Origin of the sequence: Pseudozobellia sp. WGM2, from assembly GCF_017810075.1 — a bacterium.
Lineage (GTDB): Bacteria > Bacteroidota > Bacteroidia > Flavobacteriales > Flavobacteriaceae > JADNYK01.
In genome coordinates this window covers 16,394-39,940 of sequence record NZ_JADNYK010000006.1, presented here as the reverse complement: position 1 = coordinate 39,940, position 23,547 = coordinate 16,394, and the positions used below count along the sequence as shown (strand labels likewise).

Annotated in this window: 21 protein-coding genes and 1 tRNA gene; 13 read left to right on the top strand and 9 right to left on the bottom strand. The window is 39.2% G+C overall.

Annotated elements, in window-relative coordinates; genetic code table 11:
- Positions 1 to 32 precede the first annotated feature (32 nt).
- Entirely contained in the window at positions 33 to 1,376 is a 1,344-nt protein-coding gene (locus IV512_RS14750; RefSeq protein WP_209404690.1) for a sugar porter family MFS transporter, read from the bottom strand.
- 82 nt (positions 1,377 to 1,458) lie between these two features.
- Positions 1,459 to 2,697: a glycosyltransferase N-terminal domain-containing protein gene (locus IV512_RS14745; protein ID WP_209404688.1), complete on the bottom strand. Its 1,239-nt coding sequence runs from the start codon at positions 2,695 to 2,697 to the stop codon at positions 1,459 to 1,461.
- A 91-nt stretch (positions 2,698 to 2,788) separates the two neighbouring features.
- Here IV512_RS14745 and IV512_RS14740 point away from each other — a divergent pair, with 91 nt between their 5' ends.
- The 5 genes from IV512_RS14740 to odhB all read left to right on the top strand — a co-directional run bounded on the left by IV512_RS14740 (position 2,789) and on the right by odhB (position 9,943).
- On the top strand, positions 2,789 to 3,940 hold the full coding sequence (locus IV512_RS14740) for a DegT/DnrJ/EryC1/StrS aminotransferase family protein (protein ID WP_209404686.1): 1,152 nt from the start codon (positions 2,789 to 2,791) through the stop codon (positions 3,938 to 3,940).
- A gap of 60 nt (positions 3,941 to 4,000) precedes the next feature.
- Positions 4,001 to 5,023, top strand: a complete 1,023-nt coding sequence (gene galE / locus IV512_RS14735) for a UDP-glucose 4-epimerase GalE (RefSeq protein ID WP_209404684.1) — start codon at positions 4,001 to 4,003, stop codon at positions 5,021 to 5,023.
- Positions 5,024 to 5,110: 87 nt separating this feature from the next.
- The gene (locus IV512_RS14730) at positions 5,111 to 5,461 is read left to right on the top strand and encodes a hypothetical protein (protein WP_371743302.1); all 351 of its coding nucleotides are present in this window, start codon (positions 5,111 to 5,113) and stop codon (positions 5,459 to 5,461) included.
- A 340-nt stretch (positions 5,462 to 5,801) separates the two neighbouring features.
- Positions 5,802 to 8,627, top strand: coding sequence for a 2-oxoglutarate dehydrogenase E1 component (locus tag IV512_RS14725; protein WP_209404680.1), 2,826 nt, complete (start codon positions 5,802 to 5,804; stop codon positions 8,625 to 8,627).
- Between the two features lie 41 nt (positions 8,628 to 8,668).
- Positions 8,669 to 9,943 carry a 2-oxoglutarate dehydrogenase complex dihydrolipoyllysine-residue succinyltransferase gene (gene odhB, locus IV512_RS14720; RefSeq protein ID WP_209404678.1) on the top strand — a complete coding sequence of 425 codons (1,275 nt, stop codon included), beginning with the start codon at positions 8,669 to 8,671 and terminating at the stop codon, positions 9,941 to 9,943.
- 90 nt (positions 9,944 to 10,033) lie between these two features.
- Here the strand turns inward: odhB and IV512_RS14715 are convergent, their stop codons facing one another.
- A complete protein-coding gene (locus IV512_RS14715; RefSeq protein WP_209404676.1) occupies positions 10,034 to 10,474 on the bottom strand; it encodes a TIGR02281 family clan AA aspartic protease in 441 nt (146 codons plus the stop codon).
- Positions 10,475 to 10,633: 159 nt separating this feature from the next.
- Between IV512_RS14715 and IV512_RS14710 the strand changes: the two genes are divergently transcribed.
- The 8 genes from IV512_RS14710 (at position 10,634) to IV512_RS14675 (ending at position 16,011) form a co-directional block, all read left to right on the top strand.
- Positions 10,634 to 11,401, top strand: a complete 768-nt coding sequence (locus tag IV512_RS14710; protein ID WP_209404674.1) for a TatD family hydrolase — start codon at positions 10,634 to 10,636, stop codon at positions 11,399 to 11,401.
- Between the two features lie 15 nt (positions 11,402 to 11,416).
- On the top strand, positions 11,417 to 12,445 hold the full coding sequence (locus IV512_RS14705; RefSeq protein ID WP_209404672.1) for an asparaginase: 1,029 nt from the start codon (positions 11,417 to 11,419) through the stop codon (positions 12,443 to 12,445).
- A gap of 112 nt (positions 12,446 to 12,557) precedes the next feature.
- Positions 12,558 to 12,645: transfer RNA gene (locus tag IV512_RS14700), tRNA-Ser, on the top strand.
- 245 nt (positions 12,646 to 12,890) lie between these two features.
- The gene (locus IV512_RS14695) at positions 12,891 to 13,637 is read left to right on the top strand and encodes a MotA/TolQ/ExbB proton channel family protein (RefSeq protein WP_100869720.1); all 747 of its coding nucleotides are present in this window, start codon (positions 12,891 to 12,893) and stop codon (positions 13,635 to 13,637) included.
- A gap of 29 nt (positions 13,638 to 13,666) precedes the next feature.
- The gene (locus tag IV512_RS14690; protein ID WP_209404670.1) at positions 13,667 to 14,107 is read left to right on the top strand and encodes a hypothetical protein; all 441 of its coding nucleotides are present in this window, start codon (positions 13,667 to 13,669) and stop codon (positions 14,105 to 14,107) included.
- Positions 14,108 to 14,122: 15 nt separating this feature from the next.
- Positions 14,123 to 14,731, top strand: coding sequence for a biopolymer transporter ExbD (locus IV512_RS14685; protein WP_100869719.1), 609 nt, complete (start codon positions 14,123 to 14,125; stop codon positions 14,729 to 14,731).
- A 24-nt stretch (positions 14,732 to 14,755) separates the two neighbouring features.
- Positions 14,756 to 15,238: a biopolymer transporter ExbD gene (locus IV512_RS14680; protein ID WP_209404668.1), complete on the top strand. Its 483-nt coding sequence runs from the start codon at positions 14,756 to 14,758 to the stop codon at positions 15,236 to 15,238.
- 113 nt (positions 15,239 to 15,351) lie between these two features.
- Positions 15,352 to 16,011: a porin family protein gene (locus tag IV512_RS14675; RefSeq protein ID WP_245224845.1), complete on the top strand. Its 660-nt coding sequence runs from the start codon at positions 15,352 to 15,354 to the stop codon at positions 16,009 to 16,011.
- On the opposite strand, the gene IV512_RS14670 is transcribed toward IV512_RS14675, so the two are convergent.
- From IV512_RS14670 to pyrH, 6 genes are all read right to left on the bottom strand, one after another.
- Positions 16,006 to 16,611, bottom strand: coding sequence for a hypothetical protein (locus tag IV512_RS14670; protein ID WP_209404664.1), 606 nt, complete (start codon positions 16,609 to 16,611; stop codon positions 16,006 to 16,008). The two genes, IV512_RS14675 and IV512_RS14670, sit on opposite strands and share 6 nt — an antisense overlap.
- On the bottom strand, positions 16,611 to 18,071 hold the full coding sequence (gene rpoN, locus IV512_RS14665; protein WP_209404662.1) for an RNA polymerase factor sigma-54: 1,461 nt from the start codon (positions 18,069 to 18,071) through the stop codon (positions 16,611 to 16,613). The genes IV512_RS14670 and rpoN overlap by 1 nt, the downstream gene beginning before the upstream one ends.
- Positions 18,072 to 18,116: 45 nt before the next feature.
- A complete protein-coding gene (asnS, locus tag IV512_RS14660; protein ID WP_209404660.1) occupies positions 18,117 to 19,550 on the bottom strand; it encodes an asparagine--tRNA ligase in 1,434 nt (477 codons plus the stop codon).
- Positions 19,551 to 19,640: 90 nt separating this feature from the next.
- Complete coding sequence (locus IV512_RS14655; RefSeq protein ID WP_209404658.1) at positions 19,641 to 22,028, bottom strand: RND family transporter; 2,388 nt, start codon at positions 22,026 to 22,028, stop codon at positions 19,641 to 19,643.
- Positions 22,029 to 22,188: 160 nt separating this feature from the next.
- The gene (gene frr, locus IV512_RS14650) at positions 22,189 to 22,743 is read right to left on the bottom strand and encodes a ribosome recycling factor (RefSeq protein ID WP_209404656.1); all 555 of its coding nucleotides are present in this window, start codon (positions 22,741 to 22,743) and stop codon (positions 22,189 to 22,191) included.
- Positions 22,744 to 22,787: 44 nt separating this feature from the next.
- Positions 22,788 to 23,495: a UMP kinase gene (gene pyrH / locus IV512_RS14645; RefSeq protein ID WP_100869711.1), complete on the bottom strand. Its 708-nt coding sequence runs from the start codon at positions 23,493 to 23,495 to the stop codon at positions 22,788 to 22,790.
- Positions 23,496 to 23,547: the final 52 nt, after the last annotated feature.

Genomic DNA, 23,547 nt, shown 5'->3' with positions numbered 1-23,547 from the left:
GCTGGTTCGCTCTTAGAAAATGCCTAATGTGCCTATTTTTTACTTAGGCTCTTGCTCAATTCTTCAAGAGATACCCCTTTGGTTTCGGGCATCATAAACAGTACGAAAAGTAGTTGTAGCATCATCATGCCGGCAAAGAATATGAAAATCGGCCAAGGGTTATCTTTGAAAATACCATTATCCGCATCTAAAAATATTGGGGTGATCAGTGTTATTAAGGCCGCGAATACCCAGTGTGTGCCCGTGCCCCATGATTGGCCGAATGCCCTAACTTTATTTGGGAATATCTCCGAAATAAAAACCCATATTACGGCTCCTTGACCTACCGCATGTGAGGCGATGAATATTAATATAAAAGTTAATAATAAGGCGGAATCGGCACCACTGTAGAAGCACCATCCGACCATGCTCAAGCTTATAATGTATCCCATAGAACCAATTTTCATCAACTGCTTCCTTCCAAGTCTGTCTATCAGCCAAACGCCGACAAAGGTGAATATCAAGTTTACTATTCCGATGGATATGGAGCTGAAGAGCGATTCTTGGGCGGCTAAACCTGCTCTTTCCAAGATTTCGGGAGCATAATAGAGTACAAAGTTGATACCAGAAAGTTGATTGAAAAAAGCAATCAAGAAAGCTAAAATCAAAGGAGTTTTATAACGCCCGGAAAATAGGCCTTCCGATTTTTCGGTCTTAGGGTTCTGGGTTTTAATTTCTTCAAGTTTTGACTTTGCCTCTTCTTCGGTAAGGAGTAACCGTAAAGTGTTCAGGGCACCATCAAAATCGTTTTTTTTGAGGGCTAACCATCTCGGGCTGTTCGGAATTTTAATGACCATTAGCGTATAGGCCAATGCAGGAATTGCTTCTACCCCAAGCATCCATCTCCAATCATTAGCTCCGTCAAACCCTTTCAATAAAAAGTTGGAAATAAAAGCGATCAAAATACCTAGAACCAGATTGAATTGATAAAGCGCCCCAAGTTTACCTCGGTTATTTGGGGAGGATATCTCAGAAATATAGATAGGGGCCGCAACCGAAGAAGCGCCTACTCCTAATCCTCCAATAAAGCGAAAGAACGAAAATAGATAGGGGTCGGGTGCAATAGCCGAACCAAAAGCTGAAGCTGCATATAAAATACCGATCCAGAAAAGGGTTTTTTTTCTACCGAACTTATCGCAAGGTATACCTCCGAATAAAGAGCCAATAACCGTTCCCCAAAGGGCCATAGACATTATAAAAGTACCGTGAAACCAAGGGGAGGTGTTCCAAAGTTCTTTAATAGGTAGGTTGGCGCCGCTGATAACTACGGTATCAAACCCGAATAGAAACCCGGACAATGCTGCGGTAAGGGAAATTTTGAAAAGCTTGGAATTCATATTTAAGTTTTGTTGGTGGAGGTAAATCTAGCAAAAATAAGCCATACGAAATTATCAATTTGATAATCTGGGTCCCGAAAATTTATTGAAAGTTGTTTTCAATATAATTCGTAATTCTATCGGTCGCTCCTCTATTCTTCGATATATAGATTGAATTTATGCTTCCCGTTCGATGTCGTGAATCTTCATTTTTGATCAATTTTTTCATAAGTTCACTAAAAGACCATTTATCGTGAATAGGTAAAATGCCTTTTTGTGCAACGAGGTCTTCTGCTTCGTTAAAGCCTTTGTAATTGGGCCCTATTATTACAGGTATGCCGAACACAGCTGGTTCGAGTGTATTGTGCAACCCTGTTGCGAAACCGCCACCTACGTAAGCGATATCGGCGTAGCTATAAATTTTGGTCAAAAGGCCAATATGGTCAATGATTAGAACATCAAAATCATTAAGGTCTCGTTCCGCTCTATTTGAATAAAGAACCGTCTTTTTTGTTAATGACCCGGCCAAACCTAAAATCTTATCTTTCTTGATGGTGTGTGGTGCCAATACATATTTCAGGTTTTTCGGTGTATTGTTGATATAATCGATCAGTATCTCTTCATCTTCGGGCCAAGTGCTACCTGCAATAAAACAAAGCTTGTTGCTTTTAAAGCTTTCCATAAAATCTAAAGAGTTGTCTTGGTCAAGTATTTTTGATACCCGGTCTAATCGTGTATCGCCACTTATGGAAACATTTTGAATTTTGATCGACTCTAGCAATGACTCCGATTTTGAATCTTGAACAAAATAATGTGAAAATCTTTTTAAGGCGTTTCGCATAAATGAACCATACCATTTAAAATAGATTTGATCCTTATTGAATATGGCAGATACCAGTAGTGCCGGTATATTTTGGTCGGCTAAGGCTTTCAGGTAGTTGGGCCATATTTCATATTTAATGAAGATTGCAATTTTCGGATTTATCTTTTGTATAAATTCTCGAGCATTTCTACGAGTATCTATAGGAAGGTAGCAGACGACATCAGCAATTGGGGTGTTTTTTTTGACCTCGTACCCTGATGGGGAAAAGAAGGTGACTACGATTTTGCAATCCGCATACTTTTCTTTTAGTTTTTCAATAATCGGGAGGCCTTGTTCGAACTCGCCCAATGAGGCAGCATGCACCCAAATCGTTTTCTCGATTTTACTGATTTTCCTTTCTATGATGTTGAAAGATTCTTTTCTTCCTTCTACGAACAATTTGATTTTTGAATTGAACACCGCCACGATTCTTAGAATGAACCACGAAATCTTGACAATCAAATTATAGATGAAATACACGTGCGTTTGTTTTGGGCTAAATTACGGTTCTTTAGAGAATATGTTAAGTCTCCGTTTCGTATTTTTGCTTGAGTATTTATTATAGATATACATGAAAAAAATTCAAATGGTCGACTTGAGTGGCCAATATGAAGGGGTAAAAGATCAAGTGAATACCGCTATTTCTCAAATTCTTGAGACTTCTGCCTTTATAAACGGACCGGAAGTACAATCGTTTCGTGAAGAACTTGAAAACTATCTGGGAGTAAAGCACGTGATACCTTGTGCCAATGGCACCGATGCCCTACAGATAGCAATGATGGGCTTGGGTTTAAAGCCTGGTGATGAGGTGATTACGGCTGATTTTACATTTGCTGCGACAGTTGAGGTAATAGCCCTTTTGCAACTAACTCCGGTTTTGGTAGATGTATGTCCTGATACTTTCAATATAGACGTGGCCGCCATTGAGAAATCAATTACGCCCAAGACCAAGGCCATTGTGCCGGTTCATCTTTTTGGTCAGTGCGCCAATATGGATGCAATTATGTCTTTGGCCGAGAAACATAACCTTTTCGTAATAGAAGATAATGCTCAGGCTATTGGTGCCGATTATACTTTTAAAAACGGAAAAACCCAAAAGGCAGGTACAATCGGCCACGTAGGTGCTACCTCTTTTTTTCCGTCTAAAAATTTAGGAGCCTATGGTGATGGGGGTGCAATTTTCACAAATGATGATGGGCTTGCACATATTTTACGTGGAATTGTTAATCATGGTATGTATGAAAGATATCACCATGATGTTGTCGGGGTAAATTCAAGACTCGATTCGATTCAGGCCGCTGTTTTGAGAGCTAAGCTGCCCAAGTTAGACCAATATTGTGCCAGAAGAAGGGAAGATGCTCGCAAGTATTCTGCTGCCTTTAAGGCGGTTGAAAGCATTAAAGTGCCAAAGGTAATATCCAATAATGGCTCTGGTGATTCTTATGATGATCATGTGTTTCATCAATATACATTACGTATAACTAATGGAAAAAGAGATGCGCTTGCAAAGCACTTGGCAGAAAGGCAGATTCCGTTCGGAATATATTATCCGATTCCATTGCACAGTCAAAAGGCCTATGCCGACGAAAGGTATAATGAAGATGATTTTACGGTAACCAATCAATTGGTGAAAGAGGTGATTTCACTGCCTATGCATACCGAGCTTGATGACGAGCAGATTGATTATATAACTCGTGCCGTTATAGAATTCGTTGCCGAATAATACTGACTGCAATTAATAATTAAGAGTTGCATTTTAAATTGAATATACACGTTTAAGAATATGAAAATACTTGTTACCGGTGGATTGGGTTTTATTGGTTCACATACTGTGGTCGAATTACAAAATGAGGGCTTTGAAGTAGTGATAATCGATGATTGTTCGAATTCGTCGGAAGAGGTCTTAAAAGGCATTACGGCAATTAGCGGTAAGACACCGATTTTTGAGAAAATTGACCTTAAAGAAAAAGAGAGTGTTTCCGATTTTTTTAAGCGACATGATGATATTCAAGGCGTAATTCATTTTGCGGCCTCGAAAGCTGTAGGTGAGAGTGTAGAAAAGCCTTTGCTTTATTACGAAAACAATATCGCTACATTGGTCTATCTTTTAAAGGAGCTCTCAAATAAAGACAATTCCAATTTTATTTTTAGCTCTTCATGTACCGTTTATGGTCAGGCTGATAAAATGCCCATTACAGAAGATGCCCCGGTAAAACCTGCTGAATCTCCATACGGTAATACGAAACAAATAGGGGAAGAGATAATTAGGGAAACCTGTAAGGTTACTGATGGATTAAATGCCATAGCGCTGAGGTATTTTAACCCCATGGGGGCACACCCCAGTGCTGAAATTGGCGAGCTCCCTATTGGTGTTCCTCAAAATTTAGTACCTTTTATAACCCAGACAGGGGTCGGTCTTCGTCAAGAACTATCGGTTTTTGGTGATGATTACCCTACATCTGACGGTACTTGTGTGCGAGATTATATTTATGTTGTAGACTTGGCTAAAGCTCATGTTCAGGCTTTGCAGCGCCTGCTAGAAAGAAAGAATTCAGAGAACTATGAAGTATTCAATTTAGGTACGGGCAAAGGAAGTTCTGTGTTGGAAGTGATACATAGTTTCGAGAACGTTTCCGGTGAAAAGTTGAACTATAAGATTGTGGATCGGAGGGCAGGTGATATTACCGAGGCATACGCAGATACTACAAAAGCGAACGAAGTGCTTGGGTGGAAAGCGCAGTACAGTCTTGATGAGGCCATGAAATCAGCTTGGGATTGGGAGCAAAAGATTCGTTCGCAATCCTAATAGATAGATTATAACGCAATCTGTCTTAAATAATAAATTAGGGTAGTCGACTAAAATAAGTCTTTGAGCCGTAAATAAGGTATGGTAATGAATTTTCCAGATAGTGCATCACTACTTCAGAACGCCCAAGAAAATTTTCTATACGATAAATTGGTCTTTCAAATCCGCAAAGATTTTGGACTGGCCAATATACATATTGATATTCCGGATTCGGTAATGCCGAATACCTTGATCGGTTCTCTTCGTGAGAAAATCTACTTTTTAATAATGGAGCGCTTTTCTGAGTATTTAAATTTGCTCTATGTGATAGATGTACCCGAAAGGGAGTTTAAGAAAATACAGGTCACAGATGTGGTCGAGGTGGCCGAGCAGGTATCTTTCTTAGTGCTCATTCGAGAAATGCAGAAGGTTTGGTTTAAGAAAAAATACAGCGGGTAACGGTCAAGATATGAACGTGAAGATAGTTTTGGTCGATTATTCTTCTCGGTCAAAATTTTTACGTTTTAAACATTGAATCGCTTTTTTGAGTGTTATCTTTAATTTTTGATTATTGCAGGCTCAGATATCTCTCAGATTTCTGAAATATTGTATTTTTGTATGAACTTATCTTTGGTTTTCTTGATGGCCGAGATTTTGACAATTTCCCATGAATCAAGACTTTCAGTCAATTTCGTAAAAGAAATAAGGGCGAATGGTCGATTTCTAATTTTGTCAAAATAGCTTGAATCGGAAAATTGAGGACGAGTTTTAATTTTATTTGTACGACAGATAACCTTTTATGGATAAGTATTCCTTTCTAAATGCCGCTCATACTACTTTTTTTGCGGACCTATACGACAAATACCTTAAATCCCCAGATAGCATAGAGCCGAGTTGGCGAGCCTTTTTCCAAGGGTATGACTTTGGGTCGGAACTCGCCCTCGATGAAATTGATGTCGATGAATTGGCGAACGGTTCTGCTTCTCAAACCGGCCAAGGGGTAGAGATACCTCAATCGTTGCAAAAGGAGTTTCAGGTCATACGTCTTATTGACGGCTATAGAAGCCGGGGCCATTTGTTTACTAAGACTAACCCGGTTCGTGAGCGTAGAAAATATGTTCCAACACTTGAAATCGAAAATTTTGGCTTGGAGCAGGGTGATTTAGAGACTGTTTTCAATGCAGGTGAAATCATCGGAATTGGTGCAAGTTCTTTGAAAGATATCATTGAGCACCTACAACGTATCTATTGCGATGCCATTGGGGTGGAGTATATGTACATACGTAAGCCGGAACGTATCGAATGGATTCAAAAGTGGTTGAACGTAAATGACAATCACCCGAAATTCGATGTAGAACATAAAAAACGCATTCTAAGAAAATTAAATCAGGCCGTATCTTTTGAGGGCTTTTTGCATACCAAATATGTTGGGCAAAAGCGGTTTTCTTTAGAAGGTAATGAATCTTTGATTCCTGCTTTAGATGCTGTTGTCGAACGCGCCGCCGAACTTGGCGTTGAGCAGTTCGTTATGGGAATGGCGCATAGGGGCAGGTTAAATGTGCTCACAAATATTTTTGGTAAGGCCGCTAAAGATATTTTCAGCGAATTCGATGGTAAAGACTACGAGCAAGAGATTTTTGATGGTGATGTTAAATACCATTTAGGTTGGACCTCTGAGAGAAAAACCGATAATGGTAAAAGAATAAAAATGAATATTGCACCAAATCCTTCGCATTTAGAGACGGTTGGTGCAGTAGTTGAAGGTATAGCCAGAGCCAAACAAGATACGCATTTTCCAGAAGATTTTTCAAAGGTATTGCCTATTGTGGTTCATGGTGATGCGGCGATAGCTGGCCAAGGTCTGGTTTATGAAGTGGTTCAGATGGCCGCGCTTGATGGCTATAAAACAAATGGTACGATTCATATTGTTGTTAATAATCAAATCGGTTTTACTACAAACTATCTTGATGCGAGAACGTCAACCTATTGTACAGATGTAGGAAAAGTGACTTTGAGCCCCGTCTTGCATGTTAACGCAGATGACGCTGAGGCTGTAGTACATGCATCATTGTTTGCCTTGGAATATCGCATGAGATTTAACCGTGATGTTTTCCTTGATTTATTGGGATATAGAAAATATGGTCATAATGAAGGTGATGAGCCAAGATTTACGCAACCTAAGTTGTATAAGGCTATAGCGAAGCATTCTAACCCTAGGGATATCTATGCAGAAAAGTTGCTGCAAGAAGGGGTGATAGAAGAAGGTTATGTAAAAAAGCTTGAAGAGGAGTATAAGGCTTCTCTGGAAGAAGAGTTGGTCGACTCACGTAAAGAAGACAAAACCGAAATTACGCCATTTATGGCTGATGAGTGGAAAGGTTTTTCGAATGTGCGAGAGTGGGAAATGATGGATAAGGTCGATACGACCTATGATAAAAAGAAACTTACCGAAATAGCAAAGGTTATTACAGAATTGCCCTCGGACAAAAAGTTTTTGAGAAAAGTTGAAAAGCTGGTAAGGGACAGGAAGAAAATGTTTTTTGAAACCGACAAGCTTGATTGGGCCATGGGAGAATTATTGGCTTATGGTACTTTGCTATCTGAAGGGTACGGAGTTCGTATGTCGGGTCAAGATGTTGAGCGGGGTACGTTTTCCCATAGGCATGCGGTAATGAAGGTCGAAGAGAGTGAAGAAGAAGTGCTGCTCCTTAATCGAATTTCAGACGACCAAGGTCGTTTTCAAATATATAACTCACTTCTTTCGGAGTACGGGGTGGTAGGTTTTGATTATGGTTATGCCATGGCAAGCCCTAATACGCTCACAATCTGGGAAGCTCAATTCGGTGATTTTAGCAACGGTGCTCAAATCATGATCGATCAGTACATCTCTGCTGCTGAAGACAAATGGAAGTTGCAGAATGGTTTGGTAATGCTGCTTCCTCATGGTTATGAAGGTCAGGGGGCCGAGCATTCTTCCGCTAGAATGGAAAGATACTTGCAGTTGTGCGCCCGTGACAATATGTATATCGCCGATGTAACGACTCCTGCTCAAATGTTTCATATTCTTCGCAGGCAGATGAAAGTTAACTTTAGAAAGCCGTTGATTATCTTCACTCCGAAGAGTTTATTGAGACACCCGAAAGCGGTTTCTTCGGTGTCTGAGTTGGTCGATGGAGTTTTTAAAGAGGTTATCGATGATGAGACGGCCGATGTGAAAAAGGTGAAAAGCCTGGTTTTTTGCACCGGTAAGTTTTACTATGATCTCTTGGCTGCTAAAGAAGAACACTCTCGAGATGATGTGGCACTTGTGCGTGTGGAACAGTTGTTTCCTGTGCCGGCAGAACAAATGAGTGGGCTGATAAATAAATATGAGAATGCAGATGATATTGTTTGGGCTCAAGAAGAGCCAAGAAACATGGGGGCCTGGAGCCATATGATGATGCATTTTTCAGAATCTCAAAAATTTCGCGTAGCCTCGAGAAGATTTTACGCTTCCCCTGCTGCAGGTAGTGCCGTACGTTCAAAAATGAGGCATCAGCAGGTTATTGATTATGTATTCGATAAAGAAAAGGATAACATGTCTAAACCCATACCGAAGCCACAAAAGGCAGGGGAAAAGGGCTAGAATATTTTAAAAAGTAAAATAAAACAGCAAATAAGTAAAGCATGATATTAGAAATGAAGGTTCCGTCCCCGGGAGAGTCAATTACCGAAGTGGAAATAGCGGAGTGGTTGGTCGAAGATGGAGATTATGTAGAAAAAGACCAAGCCATAGCCGAGGTAGATTCAGATAAAGCTACCCTAGAGCTCCCAGCTGAAGAAAGCGGAGTGATTACCTTGAAAGCAGAGGTGGGTGATGCAGTTGCAGTTGGTGAAGTGGTTTGTTTGATAGACACTGAAGGAGCTAAGCCAGATGGCGCTAGTGACGGTGCCGAATCAACCATGGGAAGTGGTGATGAAGGCGGAGATGGAAATGCTGAAAAAGATTTGAAAAAAGAGGAGGCCAAAGCTTCGGATGATAATAATGCAAAGGCCCCTCAGCCGAATCAGGCTAAAGAAACTTATGCTTCAGGTGTAGCTTCTCCTGCAGCTAAGAAAATCTTAAGTGAAAAGGGTATTGAGACTTCTTCTGTAAAAGGAACGGGCAAAGATGGCCGAATTACTAAAGAGGATGCGGTGAAAGCAGTGCCTTCTATGGGTACGCCCGGTAATGCAGGTCGTGGGGAAAGTCGTTCAAAATTATCGATGTTAAGAAGAAAGGTCGCTGAGCGTCTGGTTTCCGTGAAAAACGAAACGGCAATGTTGACCACTTTCAATGAGGTCGATATGACGCCGATTTTCGAATTACGAAAAAAATATAAGGAAGACTTTAAGTCGAAACACGGGGTAGGTCTCGGTTTTATGTCGTTTTTCACTTTAGCTGTGGTGAAGGCGCTTAAAGAATATCCTTCGGTGAATTCAATGATCGATGGTAAAGAAATGATTTCTTACGATTTCTGTGATATCAGTATTGCGGTATCCGGTCCGAAGGGGCTTATGGTACCTGTTATTCGAAATGCAGAGAATCTTAGTTTCAGAGGTGTTGAATCTGAAGTAAAACGTTTGGCCATTCGTGCTAGAGAAGGTGAAATTACCGTTGATGAAATGACTGGAGGTACATTCACCATCACCAATGGTGGTGTGTTTGGTTCCATGTTGTCGACACCGATCATAAATCCGCCACAAAGTGCGATTTTAGGTATGCATAATATTGTCGAAAGACCTATTGTACGTGATGGGGCAATTGCAATTGCACCGATTATGTATGTAGCACTTTCATATGACCATAGAATTATCGATGGTAAAGAATCAGTTGGGTTCTTGGTTGCCATTAAAGAAGCCTTGGAAAGTCCTGAAGAGCTATTGATGAACGGTAATGTTGAAAGAGCTTTGGAGCTTTAGTTCTTTTCGTAAAGAAGAAAAAACCCTGAAATTTTTGAATTTCAGGGTTTTTTATGCTCCAATTTCTGTGTAACTCTTTTAATGAAGTCTTTATTTTTTTAGGTAAATGCACGATTTATCATAATCTATAATGGCTTTAGATTTTTTAAGAATATCTGCGCCGATAATACCATCAACAGGTGAGACGTTGTGCGCGACAAGCGCCTCATTTACGTGCACTAAATCAAACAGAACGATTTTGATTTTTTTCTTTTTCCAGTCTCCTATTTCAATTTTGTTTTTTAAAGAAATAAGTGTTTCCAGGTTCGTGCCGCCAGCTCCAGCTGCTTTGATTTCAGATTCTTCCGAGATGAGTTTGAACTGTTCTGCCTTATCGAAGCCTATACAGGTGTTCGAAGCTCCGGTATCTAAAATAAACCTGCCACTAATCCCATTAATTTTTGCGCCAACTTCAAAGTGATCGGTTTCTGTGGCAGTTAGGGGAATTCGATGATACTTCTTTTTGTATAAAAATGTTTTAAGGGATGACATGGGTTTTTGTCTGATTTGTGTTAGTCGTTGAGGTGGTGAGTGGTTATTTGTGGAGATTGTAAGGAAAAGTAAAGATAGGTAAACCAGTTTGTAAATCTATAGTTTTTGATTGTTGGTCTTTAGTTTCGATATCCTAGAAGTTAAGGTTATTTTTGCCGCATGATTTTAACTGATACCCATACCCATTTATATAGTGAAGCGTTTGATGAAGATAGGCAGTTGGTAATTGAGCGCGCCGTGGCTGAGGGAATCGAAAGGTTTTTTATACCAGCAATCGATTCCACGTATACCAAGGCTATGCTCGAGCTCGAGACCAATAATCCTGAACGTATTTTTCTAATGATGGGTCTGCATCCCACCCATGTCAAAGAAAATTATCTAAATGAGTTGCAACATGTTGAAGAGATGCTTGCAAAGCGAAAATTTTATGCTGTTGGTGAGATAGGGATCGATCTGTATTGGGATAAGAGCTTTTTAAAGGAACAGCAAGAGGCTTTTCGTTTTCAAATTCAATTGGCGAAAAAATATAATCTGCCCATTGTTATTCATTGTAGAGATGCATTCGATGAGGTTTTTGAGGTTTTGGAAAGGGAAAAGGGAGAAGGACTTTTCGGTATTTTTCATTGTTTCACTGGAACATTGGAGCAAGCTAAAAAGGCTATGTCCTATAATATGAAGCTAGGTATTGGTGGGGTGGTAACTTTTAAGAATGGTAAAATAGATAGGTTTTTAAATCAGGTGCCGATTGAAAATATTGTGCTTGAAACCGATTCGCCTTATTTGGCTCCGACCCCGTATCGAGGCAAGCGAAACGAAAGTGCTTATCTGGTTAATATTTTGCAACGTTTGTCTGAAGTTTATCGTATGGATGAGAAAGTGATTGCAAGAATAACCACCGAGAATTCTAAACAGATTTTCGGAATTTAATTGTAGGCTTTAGAAATGAAAAATAAAACGAACATTTTGCTTATTTATACGGGCGGTACCATCGGTATGGTAAAAGATTACAAATCCGGAGCCTTAAAAGCCTTTGATTTTAGTGAATTGTTAAAAAGAATCCCTGAGCTGAAACAATTAGATTGTGCCATAGATAGTATTTCTTTTAAAATTCCTATTGATTCTTCCAACATGAATACCGGGCACTGGGTCAGTATTGCCGAATTGATCGAAAGTAATTACAATTCCTATGATGGTTTTGTAGTGCTGCATGGTAGCGACACGATGAGTTATACGGCTTCCGCACTTAGTTTTATGCTTGAGAATCTGGGTAAGCCCGTAATTTTTACGGGGTCGCAATTGCCTATTGGCGATTTGCGTACCGATGCAAAAGAAAACCTGATTACCTCGGTTCAGATTGCCGCTTTACAAGAAAATGCAATTCCGGTAATTCAAGAGGTCGGTCTTTATTTTGAGTACAAATTGTATCGCGCAAACCGAACGACCAAAATAAATGCGGAGCATTTTCAAGCCTTTGCTTCTTTAAATTACCCACCATTGGTTGAGTCAGGAGTGCATTTAAGGGTGTTTGAAGAAAATGTTTGGCGTACCCCATCAAAAAAGAAGTTTAAGGTGCACAAAAATATGGACGGTAACGTGGCCATTTTAAAGTTGTTTCCAGGTATAAATGAGTCTTTACTGCGCAGTGTTCTAAATACATCTGAATTGAAAGGGTTTATATTGGAGACGTACGGTTCCGGCAACGCACCGACCGAGTCTTGGTTGATGAATTTATTGCAAGAAGCTTTAGATAAAGGTATTCATATTATAAACGTAACCCAGTGTTCTGGTGGTAGTGTTGTAATGGGGAGGTATGAGACCAGTAAGCATTTGGAAAGACTTAATATTATCAATGGTAAAGATATAACTACCGAGGCCGCCATTACCAAGCTGATGTATCTCTTAGGATGTAATATTTCACCAAAATTGTTTAAAACAGTTTTTGAAACTTCTTTACGGGGCGAAATGCAATAAAAATGGTGGTTTAATTTCATCAACTAATATTTTTTTTGTTATTTGGCCCACCCTTAAAAAGGTGAGCCTGTTCTCGTCTTGATGAAATGAAGATGCGGGGCGATTAAGATTTAGAGAGGTGGCCGAGTGGTCGAAGGCGCACGCCTGGAAAGTGTGTATACACCAAAAGTGTATCGAGGGTTCGAATCCCTTCCTCTCTGCGAGTACAAAAAAGATTTTCCGGTATAATTAATATTAGATTGGAAATATTTGTAAGTTTAGTTTCTATATGTCAAAAGTTGTCTTTTGATTTTGGTTTCAAATGATGTTTTTGTCGACAAAATAGACGGTCAAACATCGTGGGTACCTAGCCGAGAGTAACTTGCGGGCATTGAAGTTTTACTTTTTTTGTTACGATTTTTTTTTATCTTTAACCCTATTAAATAACTAATCTAAGTTTGAAAAAATGAAAAAATTATCCTCTATCCTAGCCATGGGCGGGTTGTTTGTATTGAGCACAAATACAGTTAATGCTATGGCGACTGCCGCGACTATGTTGCAAGACGCACCCGCTGAGGCAGAAAAAGGTTTCACCCAGGTATTGAAAGAAATGTTTATACAAGGTGGTGCCAGCTTTATGGGTATTGTACTATTGTGTTTGATTCTAGGTTTGGCTGTAGCTATCGAGAGAATCATCTATTTAAATATGGCTACTACCAATACAACTAAATTAAGACAACAAGTGGAAGATGCTTTGGCTTCTGGTGGTGTTGAAGCTGCAAAAGAGGTTTGTAGAAATACAAAAGGCCCAGTTGCTTCTATCTATTATCAAGGATTGGATAGGTCTGGCGAAAGTATTGATTCTGCCGAGAAAGCTGTTGTGGCTTACGGTGGCGTTCAAATGGGTCAGTTGGAGAAGAATGTATCTTGGTTGTCTCTATTTATCGCAATAGCACCGATGCTTGGTTTCATGGGTACTGTAATCGGTATGATTCAGGCCTTCCAGAAAATTAGTGCAGTGGGTAATTTGAGTGCATCTCTTATTGCAGGTGATATTCAGGTGGCATTATTGACCACGGTATTTGGTCTTATTACTGCGATTATCCTCCAAATCTTCTATAACTACATCATTGCTAAAATTGACAGCATAGTTAACGACATGGAAGATTCTTCTATCGTATTGATAGATATGTTGGTTGACCACAAAAAATAAGTCGCACACCTTTTTAAACCCTAAGAATTATGCATAAAATTATAAAAATTGCACTTGTAGTTATTGGTTTGATAGGTGCCGTTCTTTGGTTCATGTTACCTGAATCAGAAATGCCGGTTGCACAGGCTGCCAGTAGTGGTGCACTTAATACCATGTTTTTGATAACCTATATTCTATTGGGTATAGCTATTGTTTTCAGTCTTGTTTTTGCATTGAAAAACCTTTTTTCCAATCCGGCGAATCTCAAAAAGAGTTTGTTCGTGATTGTGGGCTTCCTTTTGGTCGTAGGTATTGGTTTTGTAATGGCTGATGGTACCGATGTTAGCATTGAAGAAATGGCCGATAGAGGTATAACTACTGATGAAAGCACTGTAAAACAAATCGGAGCAGGAATCAATGTGTTCTTCATACTTACTCTTATAGCTGTTGGAGCTATGTTATGGGGTGGTGTGAGAAAAATGACTAAATAAATAAAGAACTGAATTATGTCTAGAAGAGGAGGGCCAGCAGAGGTCAACGCCGGATCAATGGCAGATATAGCATTCTTGCTACTAATATTTTTCTTGGTTACAACAACCATCGAAACTGATGCAGGTTTAGATCGTATGTTACCACCGATTGAGCCGCCTGAAAATGATGTTGTTATTAAGCAAAAGAATATTTTTGAGGTAAGTATCAACAAAAATGGTCAACTATTGGTCGAAGATGGTTTGATAGAGATTAAAGACCTTAGAGAAAGAGCGATTGGTTTCTTGGACAATGGAGGCGATGGTACTTGTACCTATTGTAAAGGTCAAAAAAATGCCGAGTCTTCAGATAATCCTACAAAGGCTATTATATCTCTGAAAAATGATAGGGAAACCAAGTACAGTACCTATATCACGGTTCAGAATGAATTGGTAGGTGCTTATAACGATTTACGTAATCGTGAAGCGCAACGTTTGTTCAATAGGGATTTTACCGATATGGAATCGGAATATCTCAATCCTGAAACTGACGCAAGTAGAAAGGATGATTTGAAAGAAAAAGTCAAACGTATTCAAGACCTATTTCCTCAAAAGCTTTCGGAAGCTGAGACAAGTTCAACAAATTAACGTAATCAAATAAAACTAGATTTTATGTCAAAGTTTGCAAAGAAAAAAGATGCAGGGTTGCCAGCTGTAAATACAGCTTCGCTTCCGGACATTGTATTCATGCTGTTATTCTTCTTTATGACGGTTACGGTAATGAAAGATAGCTCGCTCAAGGTTGAGAATACACTACCAAATGCGAGTGAAATTAAGAAGCTTGAAAAGAAAGATAGGGTAATCTATATCTATGTTGGGGCGCCTACTTCTCAGTACTCTTCTCAATTTGGTAATGAACCGAAAATTCAGTTGAACGATAAGTTTGCCGATCCATCTTCAGTTGGTGATTATATTTTACAAGAAAGAGCTAAGAAGGCTCAAGAATTGCAAAATGTATTAACGACTGCTTTAAAGGTAGACAAAGATGCTAATATGGGTCTTATTTCAGATATCAAGCAAGAGCTTAGAAAGGTTAATGCCTTGAAAGTAAATTACACCACGTACGATGGTGATGCTTTTAACAACCTGCAATAGATTGTAATAGCATTTTGTTATAAATAGTAAAACGCTCTGAACCTTGTGTTCGGGGCGTTTTTTATTTGGTTATTTTTGCTGTGATGAAGAGAAGCCTTATAATTCTTTTTTTATTGTCATTTAGATTTGGTGTAGCGCAGCTTGTCACTGATTCGACTGCAATAGATGCCCATTACTTAGAGGACCAATTTTACTTTGGGCTTACCTATAATTTTCTCTTACAAAAGCCTGATGTTGTCAATCAACGAAATCTATCTTACGGCTTACAAGGTGGTTTTATAAAAGACATACCACTTAATGAATCAAGAACTGTAGCAGTGGGTTTAGGTTTGGGCTATGGTGTGTATTCTTATTATTCTAATCTAAGGGCTACAGAGATTGAAGATGGATATGGGTATTCAATTTTGAATGACGATAACGATTATAAAAGAAATAAGATAGAAACACATATGCTAGAAATGCCGTTTGAGTTTCGTTGGCGAAACTCTAATGCTGTTTCCTATAAATTTTGGAGAATTTATACGGGCTTTAAATTGGGGTATGTAGCGGGTGGTCGGTCTAAATATGTTCCTGTTGAAGGTAGAAAGCAATCTTTTTATAATACCGATATAAAAAGGTTACAGTATGGTCTGACTTTTAATTTTGGATATAATACGTTTAATCTTCATGCCTATTATGCCCTTAGTAGCCTTTTCGTTGATAATGTAAATTTAGACGGCTCTACAATAGATATCAAACCGCTTCGTTTGGGTCTGATTTTCTATATTTTATAACCAAAATCTTACTAGCATTAGTTGAGATACCAAACCGATGAGAAAACCTATTAATAACTCAGGTTTCGAATGGGCCTCCAGATAAAGTCTTGACGTAGTTACTAAGCCGGTAAATAGGGTAAGTATGCTTACTGCAATGGTTATGTTTATTTCAAAATGAATACTTAGGCAGACTAAAAACATAAAAAGGCTTCCCATCCCCAATAAATGCAGGCTTACTTTAAGTTTAAACAATAATAGTAAAAGAGTTGTCATCGATGCGACAATGAGACCTAAGAAATAGAAATGTAGTTCGGCAATAAAATTGTTGGGTATTACTTTATATACTACCAAAAGTAATAATAAGAGATTAATATACATGGGGTACTTTCGCTCTTTGATGGAGGGAGCAAAAATTGTGCTTATCAACCCTAAATTCTTGAGGATAAGATAAGTGATGATAGGTATTATAACGGTTAGAATGAATATCGGAAGCAGAATTGCGTTGCGAATTTCTTCTGGACTATACTTTGGGGTAATCTGAAAGTAGGCAATCGAACCAGCTATAGGAACGAATAGCGGATGAAAAATGTAGGATATAAGTTTTAGAAAAACCCTCATTAAATTTTCTTGCGCAATCTGGCAACAGGTATATCTAACTGTTCCCGATATTTAGCTACCGTACGGCGCGCTATAGGGTACCCCTTTTCCTTTAAAATAGAAGCTAATTTATCGTCTGTTAGTGGTTTTTTCTTTGACTCCTCTCCAATTACCGTTTCAAGAATTTTCTTGATTTCCTTCGTCGATACATCTTCACCCTGATCGTTCTTCATCGACTCCGAAAAGTATTCCTTAATCAATTTAGTGCCATAAGGAGTGTCGACATACTTGCTGTTCGCTACTCTAGATACCGTAGATACATCCATATCTATTTCATCGGCAATATCTTTGAGTATCATTGGCCGTAAGTTTCTTTCGTCACCTGTCAAGAAATACTCCTTTTGATAATTCATAATGGAGTTCATGGTGATAAACAAAGTCTGTTGCCTTTGACGAATCGCATCGATAAACCACTTAGCCGCATCAAGCTTTTGCTTAATGAAGAGAATGGTATTTTTTTGAGATTTTGATTTGGTTTTGGCATCTTTATAACCCTTCAGCATATTGCTGTACTCTTTGGAAACATGAAGTTCAGGTGCATTTCTACCGTTTAAGGAAAGTTCGAGCTCGCCTTCGACGATACGAATCGAAAAATCGGGTACTACATGCTCTACCATTCTGTTATTGCCAGAATATGAGCCGCCAGGTTTAGGATTCAATTTTTCGATTTCGGAAATAGCATCCTTAAGCTGTTCTTCGGTAATATTATGCTTTTGTAAGAGTTTCTTGTAGTGCTTTTTCGTGAACTGTTCGAAAGACTTTTCTAGAATAGTAATTGCGAGTTCTACGGAAGGAGAAGCTTCTTTTCGTTTTAGTTGGATAATTAAGCATTCTTCAAGAGAACGTGCAGCTACGCCCGAGGGATCAAGTTTCTGCACTATTTTTAATACCTTTTCAATCGTATCTTCGTCGGTATAAATATTTTGGGTAAAAGCAAGGTCGTCTAGAATATCGCTCAGAGGTCTTCTAATATAACCGCTTTCATCGACACTGCCTACAAGAAATTCAGCAATATTCCATTCTTCATCACTCAAATAAACTGTGTTGAGCTGATTTAGTAGATGTTGATTGAATGAAGTTCCGGCAGCGTAAGGCACACTTTTTTCATCGTCATCGGCACTATAATTATTGGCTTTTGTACGATAATCGGGTATTTCGTCATCACTGAGATAATCGTCGATGTTGATGTCTTCAGTGTTTATTGTTTCATTTTCGCCCTCTTGGGTTTCGTAGGGGTCGGCAAATTCATCTTCAAAATTATCTTGTTCTTCCTTACCACCTTCCAATGCCGGATTTTCTTCCAATTCTTGTTTCAGTCGTTGTTCAAATGCCTGTGTGGGCAGTTGAATCAACTTCATCAACTGTATCTGCTGAGGCGATAGCTTCTGCGATAATTTAAACTGTAAGTGTTGTTTAAGCATTGACGTTTTTTAGAGAACTAGCTTTATAAAGTTAACGAATTCTTGTTAAAACTCAGCGTTTTGAGGTGTTCTTGGAAACGGAATCACATCTCTTATATTGCCCATTCCAGTAGCAAAAAGCACCAGTCTTTCAAAACCAAGTCCAAAACCACTATGTACCGCAGAGCCAAATTTTCTAAGGTCTAAATACCACCAAAGTTCTTCTTCAGGAATATTCAATGCAGCCATCTTTTCTTTAAGAACATCTAAACGCTCTTCTCTTTGCGAACCTCCGACTATTTCTCCTATTCCAGGAAAAAGTATGTCCATGGCACGAACCGTTTTTCCATCTTCGTTCAAGCGCATGTAAAACGCCTTTATTTTTGCAGGGTAATCAAAGAGAATTACGGGGCATTTAAAATGTTTTTCGACCAAGAAACGCTCATGCTCGCTCTGTAGATCGGCTCCCCATTCATCGATTGGGTACTGAAACTTTTTCTTTTTATTGGGTTTACTATTTCTAAGAATGTCTATTGCCTCGGTATAGCTAACTCTTTTAAAACTGTTTTCTGCAACAAATTTTAGTTTTTCTATGAGTGCCATTTCACTACGTTCAGCTTGCGGTTTCGTCTTTTCTTCATCAAGTAATCGCTTTTCTAAGAACTGTAGGTCTTCTTCACAGTGTTCAAGAACATAGCTGATAACACCTTTGATAAAATCTTCTGCCAGATCCATATTGGCATCAAGATCAAAAAACGCCATCTCGGGTTCTATCATCCAAAATTCGGCCAAGTGCCTTGAAGTATTCGAATTTTCGGCACGAAAAGTGGGTCCAAAGGTGTAAACTTTGCCCAATGCCATGGCATAAGCTTCTGCCTCAAGTTGACCCGATACGGTAAGGTTAGTTTCTTTTCCGAAGAAATCTTCTTTATAGTCGACACCGCCGTCATCGGTCAATTTAGGACTCTTGTCATCTAAGGTGGTGACCCTAAACATTTCTCCAGCACCTTCGGCATCGGACCCCGTAATAATTGGGGCGTGAAAATAATAGAATCCGTTTTCCCGAAAATATTGGTGAATGGCAAATGATAAGGCCGAACGTACACGCATTACTGCGGCGAACGTATTGGTTCGAACTCGTAAATGTGCTTTCTCACGTAAAAATTCTAAGGAGTGTTTTTTGGGTTGTATAGGGTAGACCTCTGGGTCTGCCTCACCATGCACTAAAATTTCTTTAACTTGAATCTCAACGTTTTGACCTCTTCCTTGACTTTCGACCAAAGTGCCCACCACTTTGAGAGCTGCTCCGGTATTAATTCGTTTAAGAAGATTTTCCTCAAAATTTTCAAAGTCTACTACACACTGAATATTACCTAAGGTAGAACCATCGTTTAAAGCAATAAAACGATTGCTTCTAAATGTTTTGACCCATCCGTTTATGGTTACTTCCTGTAATAGAAGATTTCCTTTGAGTAGTTCTTTTACGCTATAAGATTTCATGTTAAATCACTTGAAAATTGAAGGGCAAAGATAACTTTTTGCTCAAAAACAAACGGACTAGAGACGAGTTAAATCAGTGAAGTTTTTAGCTTAATTGTCTTCGTCTTTTTTCGGTAAAATGTCGATTTGTGGTTTCTTTAGTATTTTTTTGCTGGCAATGTTTCTTTCAAGAGAGAGCAAAAGCGAAGGCAATAAAATAAGGTTGGCCAACATGGCGAACATTAAAGTTGCCGAAACCAAAGCACCCAAGGCTACCGTACCGCCGAAATTAGAGATAACGAATACAGAGAACCCAAAGAATAATACGATAGACGTATAAAACATGCTTACGCCGGTCTCCCTTAAAGCCGCATATACCGATTTTTTGATTTGCCATCTGTTAGCAATAAGTTCTTGCCGGTATTTGGCCAAAAAGTGAATCGTATCATCGACAGAAATACCAAAAGCGATACTGAATACTAGAATAGTCGAAGGTTTTATGGGTACACCCACATAGCCCATGACCCCAGCTGTGATTACCAACGGTAGTAGATTGGGTATGAGCGAGATTATAATCATTCTGAACGAGCGAAACAGATAGGCCATGAACAAGGCAATAAGAAATATGGCAAAAGCTAAGGATAGAATGAGGTTTTTGACCAAATACTTTGTGCCCTTCAAGAAGATAAGTGCACTGCCGGTCATGTATACATCAAATTGGTCAGCAGGAAAGAACTTAGCGACATTTTCTAGGAGTCTTTCCTCAATTTGCTCCATGCGATCCGTTTTCACGTCTTGCATAAAGGTGGTAATCCTCGCTTTCTGACCTGTGCTGTCCACAAAATTTTTGAGTAGGTTTTCATTTCCAGACGACTTCTGCGCAACCTTCATTATAAAGTTATTCTCTTGGGTGGTCGGCAGTTGATAGTATTTGGGAATACCGTTATAAAAAGCCTGTTTTGAGTATTTGACTAGATTAACTACGGATAGTGGCTTTGAAAGCTCGGGTATTTCTGCGATAACTTCGCTTAATTGATCGATTCTTTTTAGGTTGGCAGGTTTTAAAACTCCCTTAGGTCTTTTGGTATCGACCACAATTTCAACGGGCATAATGCCGTCAAACTCTTTTTCAAAGAAGCGGATATCTTCAAAGAATTCTGCATTTTTAGGCATATCCTCAATGGGGCTTCCTGAAATTTCGATTTGGTAAATACCGATAATGCTCGTGACCAAAAGTACTAATGAAACAATGTAAACGGTAATTCTTCGCTCACGTACTATACGTTCCATCCAATTCACAAAACCATCGATCCAGCGTTGGTTCAAGTGTTTAAGATGCCTTGTTTTTGGTAACGATAGAAAGCTGTAAATAATGGGTATGATCAGAAGCGATAAAATAAATATGCCAATGATATTTATAGAGGCTACAATGCCGAACTCTTTCAGTAGTTTACTATCAGTGATGATAAAGGTTGCAAAACCGGAAGCCGTTGTCATATTGGTCATCAGGGTTGCATTTCCGATTTTCGAAATTACCCGCTGAAGCGATAGCGCCTGATTGCCATGTTTTTTGACCTCCTGTTGATATTTATTGATGAGAAAAATACAGTTCGGAATTCCGATTACAATAATAAGGGGAGGAATCAAAGCGGTTAAAACCGTAATCTCATATTGCAAAAGGCCCAAAATGCCGAACGCCCACATAACCCCAATAATCACGATACACATTGAAATTAGAGTGGCACGGAAACTTCTAAAGAACAAGAAAAAAATGAGTGAGGTAACCCCAAGTGCCGCCAATATGAACTTGCCGATTTCGTCGATTATATTTTGAGAGTTCATCGTACGGATGTAGGGCATACCCGAAACATGCACATTTAATCCGGTTTCTTCCTCAAAGTTTTCTACAAGATTATTCAGGTCTTTTAAAACAAAGTCTTTTCTAACCGAGGTGTTTACGATGTCTTTATCGAGATTGACTATGGTTCGAATAGTAGAACTTTCTTTATTGAACAATAGCTTGTCGTAGAAGGGCAGGTCGTTAAAAAGATGGTTTTTAATACTATCGACCTCTTTTTTAGTTGAGAGTTCTCCATTAATCAGTGGTTGTAAGGTGAACTCTTGATTCGTACTATCTTTTTTTAACTCTTGTAGATTATCTAAAGAAAGAACGAAGTCTACCTCTGGGAAAGCAACAAGTTGTTTGCTGAACTTATTCCAACGATTTATTTTTTCAGGGGTAAAAAGCGCAGAATCACGAATTGCGAATACCACGGCATTGCCTTCTTCGCCGAAGGTCTTCAAAAAAGAACGGTACTCTACGTTTACCGGGTGGTCGTCTGGCAGTAGGTTGGCCTGAGAACTACTAAACCGCATGTTCTCCCACTGCATGCCGAGAAAAACAGTGAAAGCGGCTATAAGGCAAAGTATCAATATTCTATTTCGGAGAATGATACGAGCCGTTTTTTCCCAGAAACCTTTTGTGAATTTAGCTGTCATGGTAGATTTTTACCGACGGCAAAGGTAAAGAATGATAAGGTGTGTTCCTAAAGTTGATTAACTGAAATGTAGGGCTGGGTATCTTAGCTCAATCCGAACTCATCTAAAATAAAAAAGCGACCATTCGGGCCGCTCTTAATTTTATCTAATAGGTACGATGCTATACCGTCATAATTTCTTTTTCCTTTAATGCTAAGAAAGCATCTGTTTTTTTGATGTACTTGTCAGTGAGCTCTTGAACGTCTACTTCGGCATTTTTTTGCAAATCTTCCGAGGCATCCATTTCCCTAATTTCCCTATTGCTATCTTGCCGCGCACTTCGAATACTAACCTTGCAGTCTTCAGCTTCCGCTTTGGCCTGTTTGGTTAACTGAATTCGCCGTTCCTCAGTAAGGGGAGGAACATTTATAATCACGAAATCACCATTATTCATTGGGTTAAAGCCCAAGTTGGAATTCATGATCGCTTTTTCAATTTCATGCAACATGTTTTTTTCCCAAGGTTGTACCGAAATCGTTCTGCCATCGGGCGTATTAATATTCGCAACCTGTGAAAGTGGGGTCTGCGAGCCATAATATTCTACCATAACGGAGGATAACATAGCCGGACTAGCCTTGCCTGCACGTATTTTAACGAATTCTTTCTCTAAATGCTTCATTGCAGCATCCATGCTTTCCTTGGCGGAATCGAGTATAAACTGTACCTCTTCGTTCATAATTCAAATATTGTTTAAGCGTATATCACAAAAATAGTGCCCTACTAGAGGTTTACAACGGTGCCTATGTTCTCTCCTTCTACGAGCTTCATTAAATTACCTTTTTTGTTCATATCAAAAACAACAATAGGCAATTCATTTTCTTGGCTCAAGGTAAAGGCGGTAGTGTCCATAACCTTTAATCCTTTCAATAATACATCGGCAAACGAAATAGTATCGAATTTGGTGGCATTTTTATCTTTTTCAGGGTCGGAAGTATAAATTCCGTCAACACGAGTTCCTTTTAAGATCACATCGGCCTCAATTTCTATAGCCCTTAAAACAGCTGCGGAATCTGTTGTGAAATATGGGTTTCCGGTACCGCCTCCAAAGATAACGACCCTCCCTTTTTCAAGATGTCGCATTGCCCTTCTTCGAATAAAAGGTTCGGCAACTTCGTTAATGTGAATGGCAGATTGTAACCGTGTTTGAACTCCGTGGGTCTCTAGAGCACTTTGTAAGGCCAAACCGTTAATAACCGTGGCCAACATGCCCATATGGTCTCCCTGAACTCTATCCATTCCCATAGCTGCTCCGGTTAAACCTCTAAAAATGTTTCCGCCACCAATAACTATGGCGATTTCAACACCTTTTTCAGAAACTTTTTTGATTTCCTCGGCATATTCCGCTAGGCGATCAGGGTCAATACCATATTGTTTTTTACCCATTAGGGCCTCGCCGCTAAGCTTGAGAAGAATCCTTTTATATTGCATCGGTTACAATTTCGTTGAGGCAAAAATAATCAAAAAATGTTAGGGTGTGATA